The organism is Mesorhizobium sp. P2_A12, assembly GCF_056405075.1.
Genome location: NZ_JBFUCU010000019.1, coordinates 25,238 through 40,044, shown reverse-complemented (window position 1 = coordinate 40,044; position 14,807 = coordinate 25,238). Strand labels below are relative to the sequence as shown.

The following is a 14,807-nucleotide window of genomic DNA, read 5'->3' as shown; positions in this document are numbered from 1 at the left end:
CACCATGACATCACCGATGTTTGAAAAGATCGCGCTGGTCGGCATCGGCCTGATCGGCTCGTCGCTGGCCCGCGTCATCCGCCGCGAGGGCCTCGCCCGCCACGTCGCCATCTCGACCCGCAGTGCCGCGACGCTGGCGCGGGCGCAAGAGCTTGGGCTCGGCTCCTCCTACACCACCGATGCGAAAGAAGCGGTCCGCGATGCCGATCTGGTCATTGTCTCGGTGCCGGTCGGCTCGTCGGGCGCTGTGGCCGAGGAAATCGCGCCGGCACTGAAGCAGGGCGCGATCCTCACCGATGTCGGCTCGACCAAGGCATCAGTCATCGCGCAGATGCAGCCCTATGTGCCCGATGGCGTGCATTTCATTCCGGGCCACCCCCTGGCGGGCACGGAAAAATCCGGCCCCGATGCCGGTTTCGCCGACCTGTTCGACAATCGCTGGTGCATCTTCACCCCGCTGCCCGACACCGACCCGGATGCGCTGGAGAGGCTGTCGGAATTCTGGCGCCGTTGCGGCGCCAACATCGACACCATGGATCCGCAGCATCACGACATGACGCTGGCCATCGTCTCGCACCTGCCGCACATCATTGCCTACAACATCGTCGGCACCGCCGACGATCTGCAGTCGGTGACAAAGTCCGAAGTGATCAAATATTCGGCTTCAGGTTTTCGCGATTTCACCCGTCTCGCCGCCTCGGATCCGACCATGTGGCGCGACGTCTGCCTGCACAACAAGGACGCCATCCTTGAAATGCTGGCGCGGTTCTCGGAAGATCTGGCGTCGCTGCAGCGGGCGATCCGCTGGGGCGACGGCGAAAAGCTGTTCGATCTGTTCACCCGCACCCGCGCTGTGCGCCGCTCGATCATCGAGGCCGGCCAGGACATCGACGTCCCCGATTTCGGCCGTCAGGCGGTCGAGCACCCGGCGAAGGCATAGATCGGTTCTTCAGCCTGCTGGCCAGTGGCTTTTCATCATCGCCATCGTCTCGGCCCGGTCCGGCGCGCCCAGCCTGCCGCCGAAGCGCAGGCATTTGAGCGCGGCGGCCGCACTGGCAAAGCGCAAGACCTGCTCGACCGGCATGGCTTCTGCCAGCCCGACGGCGAAGGCGCCGTGAAAGACATCGCCGGCGGCCAGCGTGTCGACCGCCTTGATTTTTGGCGCCGCGACATGGCGCGATGATCCCGTCGCGCGATCGAACCACCAGGTTCCACCCGCGCCGCCGGTAATCGCGACAAATGCATCGCCGCGCCGGGCAAGTGCCTCACAGGCCTGGCGCGAATCCAGTTCCGCGCCGCACAGTATGCGCGCCGCCGGCTCGGAAGCCACGATATGGGAAGCCAGCGGCAGCAGCAGCTCCAGCACCTCCCTCGGCGCGGTATCGGCATCAAGGATCGCCGGGCGGCCGATGGCGTGCGCCGCCTCCAGGGCAAGCGCTGCAGCACCGGGCCAGCGGACGTCGACCAGCACGGCATCGAATGCGGAGAGGTCGGCGACCGGTAAAGCCTCGGGATCGGCCTGGGCTTGGCTGTCGTAGAAAGGCACGATGATGCGCTCGCCGTGCGCGTCGACCAGGATCGAGGCGAGCGCCGAGCGGGCGCCACTGACGCGGCGCACGAAGCTGCAATCGACGCCTTCCGCCTGGATCCCGGCGATCAACTGATCGCCGACGGAATCGTCGCCCGTGCTCGCCCACAGCGATACGGCGGCGCCCAGGCGAAGTGCTGCGCAGGCCGCGCTCGTCGCCATGCCCGAGGCAATCTGGACGCCGTCGGAGGCGATGAACTTGCCTTGGTGGTCGGGCAGCGTCTCGACACGCAGGATCGTATCCAGCGTCAGCGCGCCGACACTCAGCAGTCTCACGGTTTTTGCCATCGATGCGCTATTCCACCGGCTTGATCTTGCCCAGCGGAATGAAGCCGAGCGAGGCCTTGCCCTTGACCACCTTGAGCGGCATCGACGGCTGGTTGCCGAGCAGCGCCAAGCCAGCAAAGCCCTGCTCGATTTGCGTTTTCTGCTCGGGGATGGCACCGCCGAGGATCGCCGCCACGGCCTTCGGATCCTTCAGCGTGATCGTCAGGTCGGCGTCGATCAGACCTTCGGCATCGACCGACAACGGTCCGGAAACGGTGACGCGCGCCGTGCCTGACGACAGGTCAAGGTTGCGGATCTCGATCGCCTGGCCGCGCAGGCTCTTCACTTGCCTGCCGATCAGCGCCACGCCATTCTTCAGCGTCACGTCGCCGCTGGCATCGAGCGCCGGCAGCACGCGCCCGCCGATCGCCTCGGAATCGATCTCGAGATCGCTGAAATTGCCGAGATAGTTGATATCCCCACCGTTCGGCTGCAATTGGCTGTCCGCCTTGCCGGCACTGAACAGTTCGACCGGATCGGTGTCATCAGCCGGATCGGTCTGGCCGGAGAGACCCTCGGCCTGAAGCGAAATGCGGCGTGGCAGCGGCCATGACAGTTTGACGTTGGCTTGCAGATTGTCCCAGTCGATCCACAACGGCATCATGCCCGGAACGGAGGTCCTGAGCGGACCGCGCAGATCGGCAACCGGCGACAGCGGCTGGATGATCTGGGCGACCGCATTGAAGCTGCCGGCCGAGGCCGCGATGTTCTTGGCATCGTCCTCATAAGCGAGATTGTCGCAGGAGACGGCAAAGCTCAGCGGATAGCCGCTGACCTGGAGATTGGCGCAGCCGGCCTCGACACCAGTCTTGTTGAGCGCGGCAACGGCCTTGTCGGCTTCACTTCTGACCCGGTCAGCGAGATAGAACCAGCCAGCGCTGTAAATGGCGAACAACACGACGATGAACGCGGCAAGCCAGAACAGGCGGCGTCGGCGCTTCGGTTGGCGTTCGTCACTTGACGTCATGCTTTGGCTCTCGTTAACGCATGGGTGTTGCAGGCGGACTCGCGATTCCGACAACAATAGGTAGACAGAGGCGGACGGAAAAAACACCGATTCCGGTGTGGTGCTGCCATTCTTTACAATCAGGCGCGGCGATATGGGCGATTTTTGGGTGTTTGGCTATGGGTCGCTGATCTGGCGTCCGGGTTTCGCGCATGTCGAGACACAGCGCGCCCGCCTGCACGGCTACCGGCGCTCACTGTGCGTCTATTCCTTCGTGCATCGCGGCACGCGTCAGCGGCCGGGGCTGGTGCTTGGTCTCGACCGTGGTGGCTCCTGCGTCGGTTTGGCGTTCCGCGTGCCCGGCGAATTGCGCGATGAGGTCATCGCCTATCTGCGCGAGCGCGAGCTGGTCACCAACGTCTATCTCGAACGTACGCTCAAGATTCGCCTTGCCGTCGGCCGGACGGTCGAAGCCGTGGCCTACATCGTCGACCGCCAGCATGAGCAATATGCCGGCGCGCTCGACGCGGCGCATGCAGCGGCCGTGGTGCGCGGCGCGGTCGGCCAGTCCGGCAACAATGAGGACTATGTGATCAGCACGCTGGAACACCTCGAGGCGCTGGGCATAAGCGACCACTGGCTGGAGGATGTCGCGCGCCGGGTAGCGCCTTTGTGAAGCGCTGGCTCTGCGGAAAAAGTCGTCAGGCCTTTGACCTCGATATGGCAAGACCTAGGTTAGGTTTTGAACCTCAGCCAGGGCTGCATTCACCGGCCCCCTAATCATCCCGGAGATACGCCTTGCAGAAACGCCGTCTTGGTCGCACCGATCTTTCCATCGCGCCGCTGGTTCTGGGCGGCAATGTCTTCGGCTGGACCGCCGACGAGAAAACGTCGTTCGATCTGCTAGACCGCTTCGTCGGGGCCGGTCTCAACGCCGTCGACACGGCGGACGCCTATTCGCGCTGGGTGCCAGGCCACAAGGGCGGCGAATCGGAAACAATCATCGGCAAGTGGATGAAGGACCGGGGCAATCGCGATCACGTCGTGGTGGTCACCAAGGTAGGCTCGGATATGGGGCAGGGCCACAAGGACTTGTCCGCGGCCTATATCGAAAAGGCCGTCGACGCGTCGCTGAAGCGGTTGCAGACGGACGTCATCGACCTCTATCTGTCGCACTGGCCGGATCCGACCACGCCCTATGAGGAAACCCTTGGCGCCTACGAGAAGCTGCTCGCCAAGGGCAAGATCCGCTATGCCGGCTGCTCGAACCTCGACGCCGGCCAGTTGCGCGCGGCACTCGATGTGGCGAGCCTGCGCAGCCTGCCGCGCTACGAGGTGCTGCAGCCGGAATACAATCTCTACGACCGTTCCTCCTTCGACGGGCCGTTGCGCGATCTGTGCGTGGCCGAGGATATCGGCGTCATCACCTATTTCAGTCTGGCCAAGGGCTTCCTCAGCGGCAAATACCGCAGCGAGGCCGATCTCGGCCAAAGCCCGCGTGGGGGCGGGGTGAAAGACTACCTCAACGCGCGCGGCACGCGCATCCTCGCGGCGCTCGATGCGGTGTCGGCCAGACATTCGGCCAAGCAGGCCGAGGTGGCGCTTGCCTGGGTTATCGCACGGCCAGGCGTCACGGCGCCGATCGCCAGCGCCACCAGGCCTGAGCAGATGGACAGCCTGATCAAGGCGGCGTCGCTGAAATTGACCGCCGACGACATGGCCGAGCTCGACAAAGCGAGCGGCTGACACTTCCGGCGGCCGCTGCTCGCACGAACGTCCAATACCAACCTCCTGTCTTGCCATACCGTCCTTCGCACGGGGCAAGACAGAGGGTGAGATGGCCGAATTTTTCGCTTCACAGCCGGATCTTTGGCGCCAGCTGTTCGCGCTGGTGCTTGCCGCCACTGTCGTCATGGGCAGCCCGGGGCCGGCAACGATAAGCGTCACCGCCGTCGGAGCTGCCTTCGGCTTGCGTGATTCATTGCGGTACGCCTGGGGGATCGTCCTCGGCACGATCGCCGTGCTGCTGGTGGTGGCCACAGGGGTCATGGCGGTGCTCACGTCGGTGCCGAAGCTGGCACCGCTGCTGGCTTTCGCGTCCGGCGCCTATATTCTCTATCTCGCGTTCAAGATCGCCACGGCTCCGCCATTGGCGGCGCGCGCGGCCGAGGCTACGCGCCCGACATGGCTGGCCGGGTTTTTGCTGGCTGTCGCCAACCCAAAAGCCTATGTGGCGATCGCCGCCGTGTTCGCCGGCGCTTCGTCGAGCCAAAGCGCCGACGATATTGGCCTGTGGCTCAAGCTGACCGTTCTGACGCTGATGATCGTCGCCATCCACGCTTTGTGGCTCGTCGCAGGGGCGGCGTTCGCCCGCTTCCTGCGCAGGCCTGCGGCCTCGCGGATCATCAATCTGGTCTTTGCCGCGGCGCTTGTGTTGACCACCGCGCTGGCCGTGTTCGGCTGATTGTTGGCTCGGAGCTTTTCAGGCTTTCGCGCCGAGTTCCCGCAACCGGTTCACCGCGGTCGAGGGCAAGGCCGGCGGGTTGGGAGTGCGGGATGCCTCGATGAGAAGCTGGTCACAGGCAGCCTCCGTCTCACCGATCAGCCGGGCCATGAATTCGTCCTTGCCCAAGCCGGGCGGGATCGGCGGTAGGAACCGCGCCTTGATCGTGCCGGGGTAGCGCAGGAATTTGCGCCGCGGCCAGTAGAGACCGGCGACATGGGCGACCGGCACCACCGGAACGCCAAGCTGCGAATAGATTTCGACGATGCCGTATTTGTAGGCCGGTTCGTCGCCCGGCGCGCGGCGCGTCCCCTCGGGATAGATGATCAGCTGGCGTGGGTTGCGCGCCATTTCCTGCCTGGTGGCGGCGACCACCGCCTTCAACGCTTTCGAGCGGCTGCCGCGGTCGACCGGGATCATGCGCATCTTCATGATGTACCAGCCGAAGAACGGGATCCAGGTCAGTTCGCGCTTGAGGATGTAGAGCGGATCCTGGAGGAACGGGAAGAAGGCGATCGCGTCCCAGAACGATTGATGCTTGGGCGCCAGGATGAAAGAACCCTCGGGCAGGTTTTCCAGGCCGGTGATGTCGCTCTTGGTCCCGGCAATCTTGTCATAGAGCCACATGCACGTGCGTGACCAGAATTTCGGCACGAACCAGGCGCGGTGACGGGGCGACAGGAAATAGTAGGGGGTCCAGAGGATCATCTGGACGATCAGATTGACGTAGAAGACGAAATTGAACGCCAGCGATCGGACATACAGCATGGAGGGAGGCCCGGTGAGAGGTGTGCGTTGGTTACACCAAGCGCGGCGAAAAAGGAAATGGCCGCGAGCCGCTCTGACGAGCGAAGGAGAACGATGGTCGGGCGGCTCGTTTCAGCTACGTCAATCGCGCCAGCCGCTCCTTCAGACGCGGGGCAGCGAAATCGAGAAAGGCCCGCAGCTTGACCGGCAGCAGGCCGTGGCCGGCATGCACCAGGCTTACCGGCCATGGTTCAGGCTCGAACTCCTGCAGCAGGATGCGCAGCGCGCCTGACCGCAGCGCGGCTTCGATCTGGTAGGAAAGCACTTTTGTCACCCCGATGCCGGCAATCGCGGCGTCGATGGCCGCCTCGGCGGTGTTGACCTGAAGCCGCGAGCGGACCTGAACCGGGACTTCCGTCCTGCCCTGGGCGAAGCTCCAGGTGGCGGCAGAAGCAAGTCCCTCGAAGGTGATGCAACTGTGTGTTTCCAGATCCTGCGGGGTCATAGGCGTGCCATGCTCGGCCAGATAGGCCGGGCTCGCACAAGCGATGCGGCGGATCGAGCCGACAGCAATGGCGACCAAGCTCGAATCAGGCAACTGGCCGATGCGAATGGCGAGATCGAAATGGTCCTCAACCAGCTGGGTTATGCGGTCGGCCAGCGTCAGGCGAATGTTCACGTCGGGATAGGCCGCGAGAAAACCGGTGACGACCGGCAGCACGTGCAGGCGGCCAAAGACGACCGGCGCGGTGATGGCCAGTTCGCCGGTCGGAGCGCTGTATTCGCCGGCCGCCGTGCGTTCGGCCTCACCGACATCGTCGAGGATGCGGCGGCAGGCGGCAAGATAGGCCTGGCCGGCATCGGTCGGCGTCAGCCGGCGCGTCGAGCGGTTCAACAGGCGTGTGTTCAGATGTCGTTCGAGATCGGAAACCTTGCGGCTGACTGTCGCCAGCGGAATGCCGAAACGGCGGGCCGCGGCGGAAAGGCTGCCGGCCTCCACCGCAGCGACAAAGAGCGACATGGCTTCGAGACGATCCATAGCTTCTTCCAGAAAATGGAAGGACGGATTGCGAATATGTCATCTGCATTTGAAGGATGGAAGGCTTTATATGAGGATTCTTGGCCTGCCTGCAGCGTGGCCTCAACGAGCAAGGAGCTACCATGTCCGAAAGCCGGCCGCCGCTGCCGCCGTTCACAGCCGAGACCGCCGCGCAGAAGGCGCGCATGGCCGAGGATGCCTGGAATTCGTGCGATCCGGCCCGGGTGGCGCTTGCCTACACAACAGATAGCCGCTGGCGCAACCGCGCCGAATTCCTGCAAGGCCGCGATGCCATCCAGGCTTTCCTGACGCGCAAATGGAGCCGCGAACTCGACTATCGGTTGATCAAGGAGGTCTGGGCCTTCCACGGCAACCGCATCGCCGTGCGCTTCGCCTATGAATGGCACGACGACAGCGGCTCATGGTTCCGCAGCTATGGCAACGAGAACTGGGAATTCGACGAACACGGGCTGATGCGCCTGCGCATCGCCAGCATCAACGACCTGCCGATCGGCGCGGCGGATCGCAAATATCACTGGCCGCTCGGCCGGCGCCCGGACGACCACCCGTCATTGTCGGAGCTTGGGTTTTAGGGTCGTTCGGGCAAGGAGGCTTTCATGAATGCTCATGCTTTCACCAGCGACGTCGCCTTCACACCGACCGTCAAGGCGATCCAGGCCCGCAAGGGCTCACGCCAGTCCTATGCCCGCGTCGAGGAGCGTGGGGGGTGGCAGGCTGATATCACGCCCGACCTTGCCGCCTTCATCGAGATGCAGACCAGCGTCTTTCTGTCGACGGCCAATGGCGATGGCCAGCCCTATATCCAGCATCGAGGTGGACCCGCCGGGTTTCTCAAGGTGCTGGATCAACACACGATCGGCTTTGCGGATTTCTCCGGCAACAGGCAGTTCATCACGCAGGGCAACCTGGCCGACAATCCGAAGGCCTTCCTGTTCCTGATCGACTATGCCCACCGGCAACGCATCAAGATCTGGGGCACGGCCCGCGTCGTCGAGAACGATGCCGAGCTGATGGCGAGGCTGATGCCGCAGGACTACAAGGCGCGTCCCGAGCAGGTCATCCTGTTCACGGTCTCGGCCTGGGACTCCAATTGCCCGCAACATATCCCGCAGCGGTTCGAGGCGGCGGACGTGGCAGCGGCGCTTGGTGAACGGGACAGGCGTATCGAGCGCCTCGAACAGGAGATAGCGCGCCTCAAGGGGATTTCAGGCGCTGCCGCCGGGGCGGGCGCAGCCACCGGGGAATGATGGTTCAGCCGCCGGCCGCGGTCTCGGCCAGTGCGATGCCGTCCGGCGTCGGCTTCATCGGCACGATGCCGCGCGCCAGCGCCAGCAGATATTTATTGTATTCGGTGAACAGCACGCGCAATGCGCGCGGCTTGGTCAGCCAGCTGCCATTGTCGAGGTTGGTGTTGACCACGGGATACGGTTCGAGTTTGGCGCCATGCAGCAGCCGGCCCATTTCCAGCAGGCTGCGCGGCATATGATAGTTGTTGGTAACCAGGATCACCGTGCCGTAGGCATGGCTCTCCACCCATTTGGCGCTCTCCTCGGCATTGCCGATCGTGTCCAGCGCGGCGCGGTCGATATCGACGCAACAGGAGAACAAGCGCTTGTCGCCCCCGATCGCCGCCTGCAGCTGGCGGCGGCTGGCGGAAGGATGCACGCCGCTGATCAACAGCCGCTCGCCCTTGCCGGACGCCAGCAGATCCATCGCGGCGTCAAGGCGGGACTGGCCGCCGGTCAAAACGATGATCGCGTCGGCCTTGGCCGGATTGGCGGGCGTCGTCAGGTGGCTGACCTTGTTGGCGAACCACCCAAAGCCGCCGGCAAACAGAGTTGCGAGTATGAGCAGGGAAAGCGCGGACAGGCGCAGAGCAGCTTTTAGGCGGCTGAGCTTGCCGTGGTCGCGCAAATGGGCAACCACCACTGGCATCTGCCCAGCCGTCCCGGTCGTTTGCCGCGCGTCCATCGCCATATGGTTAATCCCCAAATGTGACTTTGGGTAGTAGAAAGACGCACTTTGCGTTACGCCAATTCTCCATCCGTGATCATCCTGTTTCTATCGATGTCATTGCCTCGAACTGGTCTCTGCTTCCAAGCGACGTGAATTAGCCGGCATCCGGCTGGCGAACCTCGATGTCGCTGAGATAGGCGACGACGGTGGCGTGCGAGGTTGCCGCCGTCAGTGCGCCGATCACCAGCACCATGAGAAAGACGCCGAGATAGCCTGCCGAGCCGATTGCGAAATTGCCGAACAGCGCGGTCGCCTGGTCGGCCTGCGGCGTCGCCATGTTGCGCGACGACCACCAGGAAAAGACGATGAACACGAGCACAGCCGCGGCTCCGCCGGCGGCGGCACCCTTCATGCCGGTAACCAGGAAATGCCTGCGGAATTCACGCGCGATGAAGCTCGCCTCGGCGCCGACGAAATGCAGCACCTCGATGATGTGGCCATTGCCTGCCATGGCGCCGCGCGTCGCGAACACCACGGTCAGCACGGTCGCCGACAGCATCAGCGCCAGCACGGCGATACCGATGGTCACAGTGGTGCGGGCCATGGCCACCAGCCGGTCGACCCAGGTGCGGTGATCGTCGAGCGATGCGCTTGGCAATTTTGGCGTGATCGCGGCGCGCATGGCGGCGAAATCGGGCGGGCTGCTCTCGTCGATGGTGACGATGATCAGGCGCGGCACCGGCAGTTCATCGATGTTGAGGCCGGAGCCCAGCCACGGCTCCAAGAGCCTCGCGGTCGCGTCGCGATCGATGATCCGGGTCGCCTTCACGCCAGGAAACTCGCTGGCCATCTGCGAGGCCTGGGCAAGGGCGGCTTCCATGTCGAGGCCGTCGACCGGCTTGATCTGGATCGTCGCCTCGCGCGAGATTTGGTTCTCCCAGACCGAGGCGGTGTCACGCACCAGCGTCACCGCGCCGAAGGTCAGGCAGGACAGGAAGGTCATGATGGCAATGACCAGCACCAGTGCCCGGCCGGCAATGTTCTGTGCCGGCACGATCGGCGCCATCCTACGCTGGGCACGCGGCCTCGCTTCGGTCGCCTCGGCGTCCTGCTCCTGGTGTTCAAGATGTTCGGCAGACAGCTCAGTCATAGATGTCCAGCCTTCCGCCGGCCAGGATCATGCGGCGCGCGTCGACCTGTTCCATCAGGCCAAGGTCGTGGGTCGCGATCACCACGGCGGTGCCGAGACGGTTGAGCTCGATGAACAGTCGCAGCAGGCGTCGCGCCAGCGGCGGATCGACATTGCCGGTCGGCTCGTCGGCCAGCAGGATCTCCGGCTGCTCGATCAGCGCACGTGCGATCGCGGCGCGCTGCTTCTCCCCGCCGGACAGGACCGGCGGCAGCACATGCATGCGCTCGCCCAGTCCGACCCATTTCAAGAGCTCGGTGACATCGGTGCGGTAGCTCGCCTCCTCGCGCCCGCGCACGCGCAGTGGCAACGCCACGTTCTCGTAGGTGGTCATATGGTCGAGCAAGCGAAAGTCCTGGAACACCACGCCGATGCGGCGCCTCAGATGCGGCAGTTCAGCGCGCGAGATGCGCGAGCGGTCCTTGCCGAAAATGGTGATCAGCCCGCGCGTCGGCTTCAACGACATGAACAGCAGGCGCAGCAAGGTTGTCTTGCCGGCACCCGAAGGCCCGCTCAGGAACTGGAAGGAGCGCTCCGGAATGTGCAGGGAGATGTCACGGAGGATTTCCGGACCCATGCCATAGCGGAGGCCGACATTTTCGAAGCGAATCAATTTCGGCGACCTGAAATTCGCGGCGGCAGCGAGCCAGCCTGTTCTGGGTAATGACCATCGGCCGGCATGGTTAACCGGCGGTTAATTCTTGGGCTTTTTCGGCTCTTCACGAGGGCTCCGGTGGGGAAGCGTTAACCATTTGTGTTTACGCAAAAGAAACGAAAAGCGAACACCTGCTGCAATGCTGGGGCCATGATGGCTGACGATAGAACCGCGCGCCCGGTTTCCGGCGAAATCATGACCGATCCGGCGGCAATTGCCGCAACGGACCGGTTCATGCGCGCTCCAGCGTCCGACATCGTCGATGCCGACTATGTGGTGATGCCGCGCCTTGTCCCGGCCTCGGAAAGCGTCTCGCCGCTGCCGCGCGCGATCGTCACGCCGCCCATCGAGGGAATGGACATGCTGCGCAAGCCCGAGGCCCCGGCGGAGCGGCCACCGGCTTCACGCGGCGGGCCGATCTTCTGGATCGCCGGCATTGGCGCCGCCTTGGCAGCCTTCTGGGTCTCCGGAGGGCATGCGCTGTTGCGCCAGGCGCCGCTCCGGTCCGGTGCGCAGGCGTCGGCGTTGAGCATTTCAGGCGTCACCTCACGCGTCGACACCTCCGGGCCGAATCCAGTGCTGTTCGTCGATGGCGAGGCCGGCAATGACGGAGCGAAACCGGCACCGCTGCCGCCGCTCGAAATCCGGGTGACCGGCAATGACGGGCGCACGACGCGCTATACGTTGGGGACATCCGGTCGGGCGCTGGCGTCAGGCGAAAGATTCGGCTTTGCCAGCCGGCTCGACGTGCCTAAGAACGGCGTAAGAACCGTTTTGGTCACTTTCACCCAATAGGCGATTACCGGGGAAGACCACCAATGCCAATCGTACGCGGCAAGGACATCGAGGTGCTGTTTTCGGCATCAGCGATCGCACGGCGCAATCTAGAGCTCGCCAAGGAGATCGCCGGCCACGACTACCATGATCTGCTGGTGATTTCGGTGCTGAAGGGCTCGTTCATCTTCGCCGCCGACCTGATCCGCGCCATGCATGATGTCGGCCTGTCGCCGGAGGTCGAATTCATCTTCATTTCCAGCTACGGCGCCGGCACGACCAGTGGCGAGGTGAGGGTGCTGCGCGACATCGACAATGAGGTCGCCGGGCGCGACGTGCTGTTGATCGACGACATTCTCGAATCGGGCAAGACGCTGAGCTTCACCCGCGACCTGATGCTGTCGCGCGGCGCCAAAAGCTGCGCCATCGCCGTGCTGCTCGACAAGCGCATGCGCCGCCAGACCTCACTCAGCGCCGACTATGTCGGCTTCGACTGTCCCGACTATTTCGTCGTCGGCTACGGCATGGACGTTGCACATGCCTTTCGCGAATTGCCGTTTGTCGGTGTCGTCAAAGGCGACGTGTAAGCGACTTCCAAAAAGGCTTGTCGACCCCTGGCGCCTTCAGAAAAAGTCAACTTTTCGCAGCCAAATATGCCTGCCATGGCAAAGCTTCTAATCGTCGAGGACGATGAGTCCGTTCGCACCCTGGCCGCCCGCGCGCTTGAACGCGCCGGACACACAATCGATATCGCTGCGGACGGCGCGCAAGGCCTTTCGCTGATCCGAGCAGCCAATGGCGGCTATGATCTCGTCGTCTCCGACATCCGCATGCCGGAGATGGACGGCATCGAGATGGCGATTGCGGCGGCGGCCCTCTTCCCGTCGATGAAGATCATGCTGATGACCGGCTATGCCGACCAGCGCGAGCGCGCCGAGGAACTGAACGGCGTTATCCTCGATGTCGTGCAGAAGCCGTTTACGCTGGCCGAAATCCGCTCCCGGGTGGAAAGGGCGCTGATCTGCTTCGCCTGATCAGGCTGGATCGGCTGCAGCGAGCACGGGCGAAGCGCTCTTGCGACGTTCGAAGTTGAGCGCCAGCAGGCCGGCGCCGATGATCAGAGCAGCGCCGATCACGGTCGTCGACCGTGGCACCTCGGCGAAGAACAGGAAGCCCCACAGCGGCGACCAAAGGATGCCGGTGTATTCGAAGGTGGCAACGCGGTTGGCCGGTGCCATCCGGTAGGCCTGCGACAGCAGGATCATGCCGGCGGAGGCGACGAAACCGCAGGCCGCCATCTTGAGAAAATCAGGCAGTGTCGGCGAGAGCCAGGGCCGCACCAGGAATTCCAGGCTCGGGTGGACGGCGTGGGTGACGCCGGCCAGGTGAAACGCGCCGGCAACCACGGCGGCGCCGACCAGATAGGCGCCGTTCTGATAGAAGGCCATGACGGTGGACGATTCGGTATCGCCGATCTTGCGGGCCATCAACTGCGAAAAGCCGTAGAGCGCCGCCGAACCCAATGACAGCAGCGCTGCCCAGTCGAAGAGACCCGCGCCCGGGCGCAGCATCACGAGGACGCCGAACAGCCCGATCAGCACCGTCGCCAGCGTCTGCCACGAGACGCGCTCGCCAAGATACGGACCGGCCAGCACCATGATGAACAGCGGCGCCATGAAATAGAGCGCCACGGCGTCGGCCAGCGGCAAGGCGGCGATAGCCAGATAGTACACCGTATAGGAGGTGAACTGGATGAAGGCGCGCATCGTCAGCATGCCGAATCGTCTCGACAGGATCGCAGGCAAGCCGACATCGACATGGACGAGAACAATCAGGATCGGCAAGGCGACGATCGAGCGGATCGCCATCACCTCGGTCACCGGATAGCCGCTCGACACGGCTTTGACGAGCGGGTCCTGCAGCGAGAAAACCAGCACGCCAAGACATAGGCTCAGGATGCCAAGCACCATCCGGTTCTGCATGTGCCTTCGGGGCTCTCCCTGCAAGCGAAAAAGAACCCGCCACCGTTTCGGGCAGCGGGCATGAGTGAGGACTCTTCGAATTGGTCCGCGGCCGATTTTGGCAGCCGCATATCCAATGGGTGAGGCGACTATCGTTCGGCGTTTGACATGTTGCAAACGAATTGGAATGATATCAGCGATCAAATTTGCTTATGGCGGATTTCATGCGACCGACCCTCGACAGCGACCTCCTGCGCACCTTCGTGGCTATTGCCGAAGCCGGCAATTTCACCAGGGCGGCAGAGCAGGCCGGCCGCACCCAGTCGGCGGTGTCGATGCAAATGAAGAAGCTCGAGGACCTGATCGGCGACAGCCTGTTCGAGCGCGGTTCGCGCGGGGTCGTGTTGACGCGGCGCGGCGGCGAACTCATCGTCAACGCTCGCCGCATCGTTTCGCTGCTCGACGAGACGGCGGCGTCGATGGCGGCGGCGCCGCTTGGCGGGCCGGTGCGCATCGGCATTCCGGAGGAATATGGCCATGCCATCCTGTCGCGCGCGCTCGGCGCCTTTTCGAAGCGCCACACACAGGTCGAGGTCACCGTGCGCTATGCGCATTCGGGGGCGCAGATGGCGGCGCTCGCCGCCGGCGAACTCGATCTGTGCGTGGTTTTCGAATGGCAGGATCCTGCCGGCGGCGAAGTGCTGATGCACGATCCGACCGTATGGGTGACATCGACGCTGCATCACATGCATGAGGAGCGGCCGGTGCCGATCGCGCTCTACAACCGGGCCGGCTGGTGCAAGGATTTTGCCGTCAAATCACTGGAGCAGCGCGGTCTTGCCTATCGCGTCGCCTATACGAGCGACACCACTGGCGGCTTGAAGCTCGCCGTCACCTCCGGACTGGCGATCGCGCCGATCTCGCGCAGCAACATTCCGGCCGGCTGTCGCGAACTGACGTCGGCGGACGGGTTCGGCGACATCGATTCCTCGAATGTGGTGATGCACCGCAACCCGAATGCCTCGGGTGAGGCGATCGACGGCATGCAAGAGGCAATCCGCGAGGCGTTCGTCAACAGGCAGATTTAGTGCCTGTCGTCCA

Annotated in this window: 18 protein-coding genes; 10 read left to right on the top strand and 8 right to left on the bottom strand. The window is 63.9% G+C overall.

Translation table 11 applies throughout. The features are described from left to right. Positions 1-4: 4 nt before the first annotated feature. Positions 5-940, top strand: a complete 936-nt coding sequence (locus tag AC1DZU_RS28890) for a prephenate/arogenate dehydrogenase family protein (RefSeq protein ID WP_477289991.1) — start codon at positions 5-7, stop codon at positions 938-940. Positions 941-949: 9 nt separating this feature from the next. Here the strand turns inward: AC1DZU_RS28890 and AC1DZU_RS28885 are convergent, their stop codons facing one another. Beyond that, entirely contained in the window at positions 950-1,876 is a 927-nt protein-coding gene (locus AC1DZU_RS28885; RefSeq protein WP_477289990.1) for a sugar kinase, read from the bottom strand. A gap of 7 nt (positions 1,877-1,883) precedes the next feature. After that, positions 1,884-2,882 carry a DUF2125 domain-containing protein gene (locus tag AC1DZU_RS28880; RefSeq protein WP_477289989.1) on the bottom strand — a complete coding sequence of 333 codons (999 nt, stop codon included), beginning with the start codon at positions 2,880-2,882 and terminating at the stop codon, positions 1,884-1,886. A 133-nt stretch (positions 2,883-3,015) separates the two neighbouring features. Here AC1DZU_RS28880 and AC1DZU_RS28875 point away from each other — a divergent pair, with 133 nt between their 5' ends. The 3 genes from AC1DZU_RS28875 to AC1DZU_RS28865 all read left to right on the top strand — a co-directional run bounded on the left by AC1DZU_RS28875 (position 3,016) and on the right by AC1DZU_RS28865 (position 5,325). Continuing rightward, positions 3,016-3,537 (top strand): gamma-glutamylcyclotransferase, encoded by a 522-nt coding sequence (locus tag AC1DZU_RS28875; RefSeq protein ID WP_477289988.1) that lies wholly within the window; start codon positions 3,016-3,018, stop codon positions 3,535-3,537. 122 nt (positions 3,538-3,659) lie between these two features. Next, positions 3,660-4,607: an aldo/keto reductase gene (locus tag AC1DZU_RS28870; protein ID WP_477289987.1), complete on the top strand. Its 948-nt coding sequence runs from the start codon at positions 3,660-3,662 to the stop codon at positions 4,605-4,607. 91 nt (positions 4,608-4,698) lie between these two features. Continuing rightward, positions 4,699-5,325, top strand: a complete 627-nt coding sequence (locus AC1DZU_RS28865) for a LysE family translocator (protein ID WP_477289986.1) — start codon at positions 4,699-4,701, stop codon at positions 5,323-5,325. A gap of 18 nt (positions 5,326-5,343) precedes the next feature. On the opposite strand, the gene AC1DZU_RS28860 is transcribed toward AC1DZU_RS28865, so the two are convergent. Further along, a complete protein-coding gene (locus AC1DZU_RS28860; RefSeq protein WP_477289985.1) occupies positions 5,344-6,132 on the bottom strand; it encodes a lysophospholipid acyltransferase family protein in 789 nt (262 codons plus the stop codon). 115 nt (positions 6,133-6,247) lie between these two features. Further along, positions 6,248-7,150, bottom strand: a complete 903-nt coding sequence (locus tag AC1DZU_RS28855) for a LysR family transcriptional regulator (RefSeq protein ID WP_477289984.1) — start codon at positions 7,148-7,150, stop codon at positions 6,248-6,250. Between the two features lie 122 nt (positions 7,151-7,272). Between AC1DZU_RS28855 and AC1DZU_RS28850 the strand changes: the two genes are divergently transcribed. Both AC1DZU_RS28850 and AC1DZU_RS28845 read left to right on the top strand, forming a co-directional pair. Then, positions 7,273-7,743 carry a nuclear transport factor 2 family protein gene (locus AC1DZU_RS28850; RefSeq protein WP_477289983.1) on the top strand — a complete coding sequence of 157 codons (471 nt, stop codon included), beginning with the start codon at positions 7,273-7,275 and terminating at the stop codon, positions 7,741-7,743. 24 nt (positions 7,744-7,767) lie between these two features. Next, positions 7,768-8,418, top strand: coding sequence for a pyridoxamine 5'-phosphate oxidase family protein (locus tag AC1DZU_RS28845; protein WP_477289982.1), 651 nt, complete (start codon positions 7,768-7,770; stop codon positions 8,416-8,418). Between the two features lie 4 nt (positions 8,419-8,422). Here the strand turns inward: AC1DZU_RS28845 and AC1DZU_RS28840 are convergent, their stop codons facing one another. The 3 genes from AC1DZU_RS28840 to ftsE all read right to left on the bottom strand — a co-directional run bounded on the left by AC1DZU_RS28840 (position 8,423) and on the right by ftsE (position 10,929). Next, positions 8,423-9,148, bottom strand: a complete 726-nt coding sequence (locus AC1DZU_RS28840) for a YdcF family protein (protein WP_477289981.1) — start codon at positions 9,146-9,148, stop codon at positions 8,423-8,425. Between the two features lie 133 nt (positions 9,149-9,281). Continuing rightward, positions 9,282-10,277 carry a cell division protein FtsX gene (locus tag AC1DZU_RS28835; protein WP_477289980.1) on the bottom strand — a complete coding sequence of 332 codons (996 nt, stop codon included), beginning with the start codon at positions 10,275-10,277 and terminating at the stop codon, positions 9,282-9,284. Then, positions 10,270-10,929: a cell division ATP-binding protein FtsE gene (ftsE, locus tag AC1DZU_RS28830; RefSeq protein ID WP_027023302.1), complete on the bottom strand. Its 660-nt coding sequence runs from the start codon at positions 10,927-10,929 to the stop codon at positions 10,270-10,272. Before ftsE ends, AC1DZU_RS28835 begins: the two co-directional genes overlap by 8 nt. Before the next feature lie 192 nt (positions 10,930-11,121). On the opposite strand from ftsE, the gene AC1DZU_RS28825 reads away from it, so the two are divergent. The 3 genes from AC1DZU_RS28825 (at position 11,122) to AC1DZU_RS28815 (ending at position 12,779) form a co-directional block, all read left to right on the top strand. Then, complete coding sequence (locus AC1DZU_RS28825; protein WP_477289979.1) at positions 11,122-11,766, top strand: hypothetical protein; 645 nt, start codon at positions 11,122-11,124, stop codon at positions 11,764-11,766. A 23-nt stretch (positions 11,767-11,789) separates the two neighbouring features. Then, positions 11,790-12,332 (top strand): hypoxanthine phosphoribosyltransferase, encoded by a 543-nt coding sequence (gene hpt / locus AC1DZU_RS28820; RefSeq protein ID WP_477289978.1) that lies wholly within the window; start codon positions 11,790-11,792, stop codon positions 12,330-12,332. A gap of 75 nt (positions 12,333-12,407) precedes the next feature. After that, on the top strand, positions 12,408-12,779 hold the full coding sequence (locus AC1DZU_RS28815) for a response regulator (RefSeq protein ID WP_477228458.1): 372 nt from the start codon (positions 12,408-12,410) through the stop codon (positions 12,777-12,779). Here the strand turns inward: AC1DZU_RS28815 and AC1DZU_RS28810 are convergent, their stop codons facing one another. Next, on the bottom strand, positions 12,780-13,727 hold the full coding sequence (locus tag AC1DZU_RS28810) for a DMT family transporter (protein ID WP_477289977.1): 948 nt from the start codon (positions 13,725-13,727) through the stop codon (positions 12,780-12,782). A gap of 203 nt (positions 13,728-13,930) precedes the next feature. On the opposite strand from AC1DZU_RS28810, the gene AC1DZU_RS28805 reads away from it, so the two are divergent. Further along, positions 13,931-14,794 (top strand): LysR family transcriptional regulator, encoded by an 864-nt coding sequence (locus AC1DZU_RS28805; protein ID WP_477289976.1) that lies wholly within the window; start codon positions 13,931-13,933, stop codon positions 14,792-14,794. Positions 14,795-14,807: the final 13 nt, after the last annotated feature.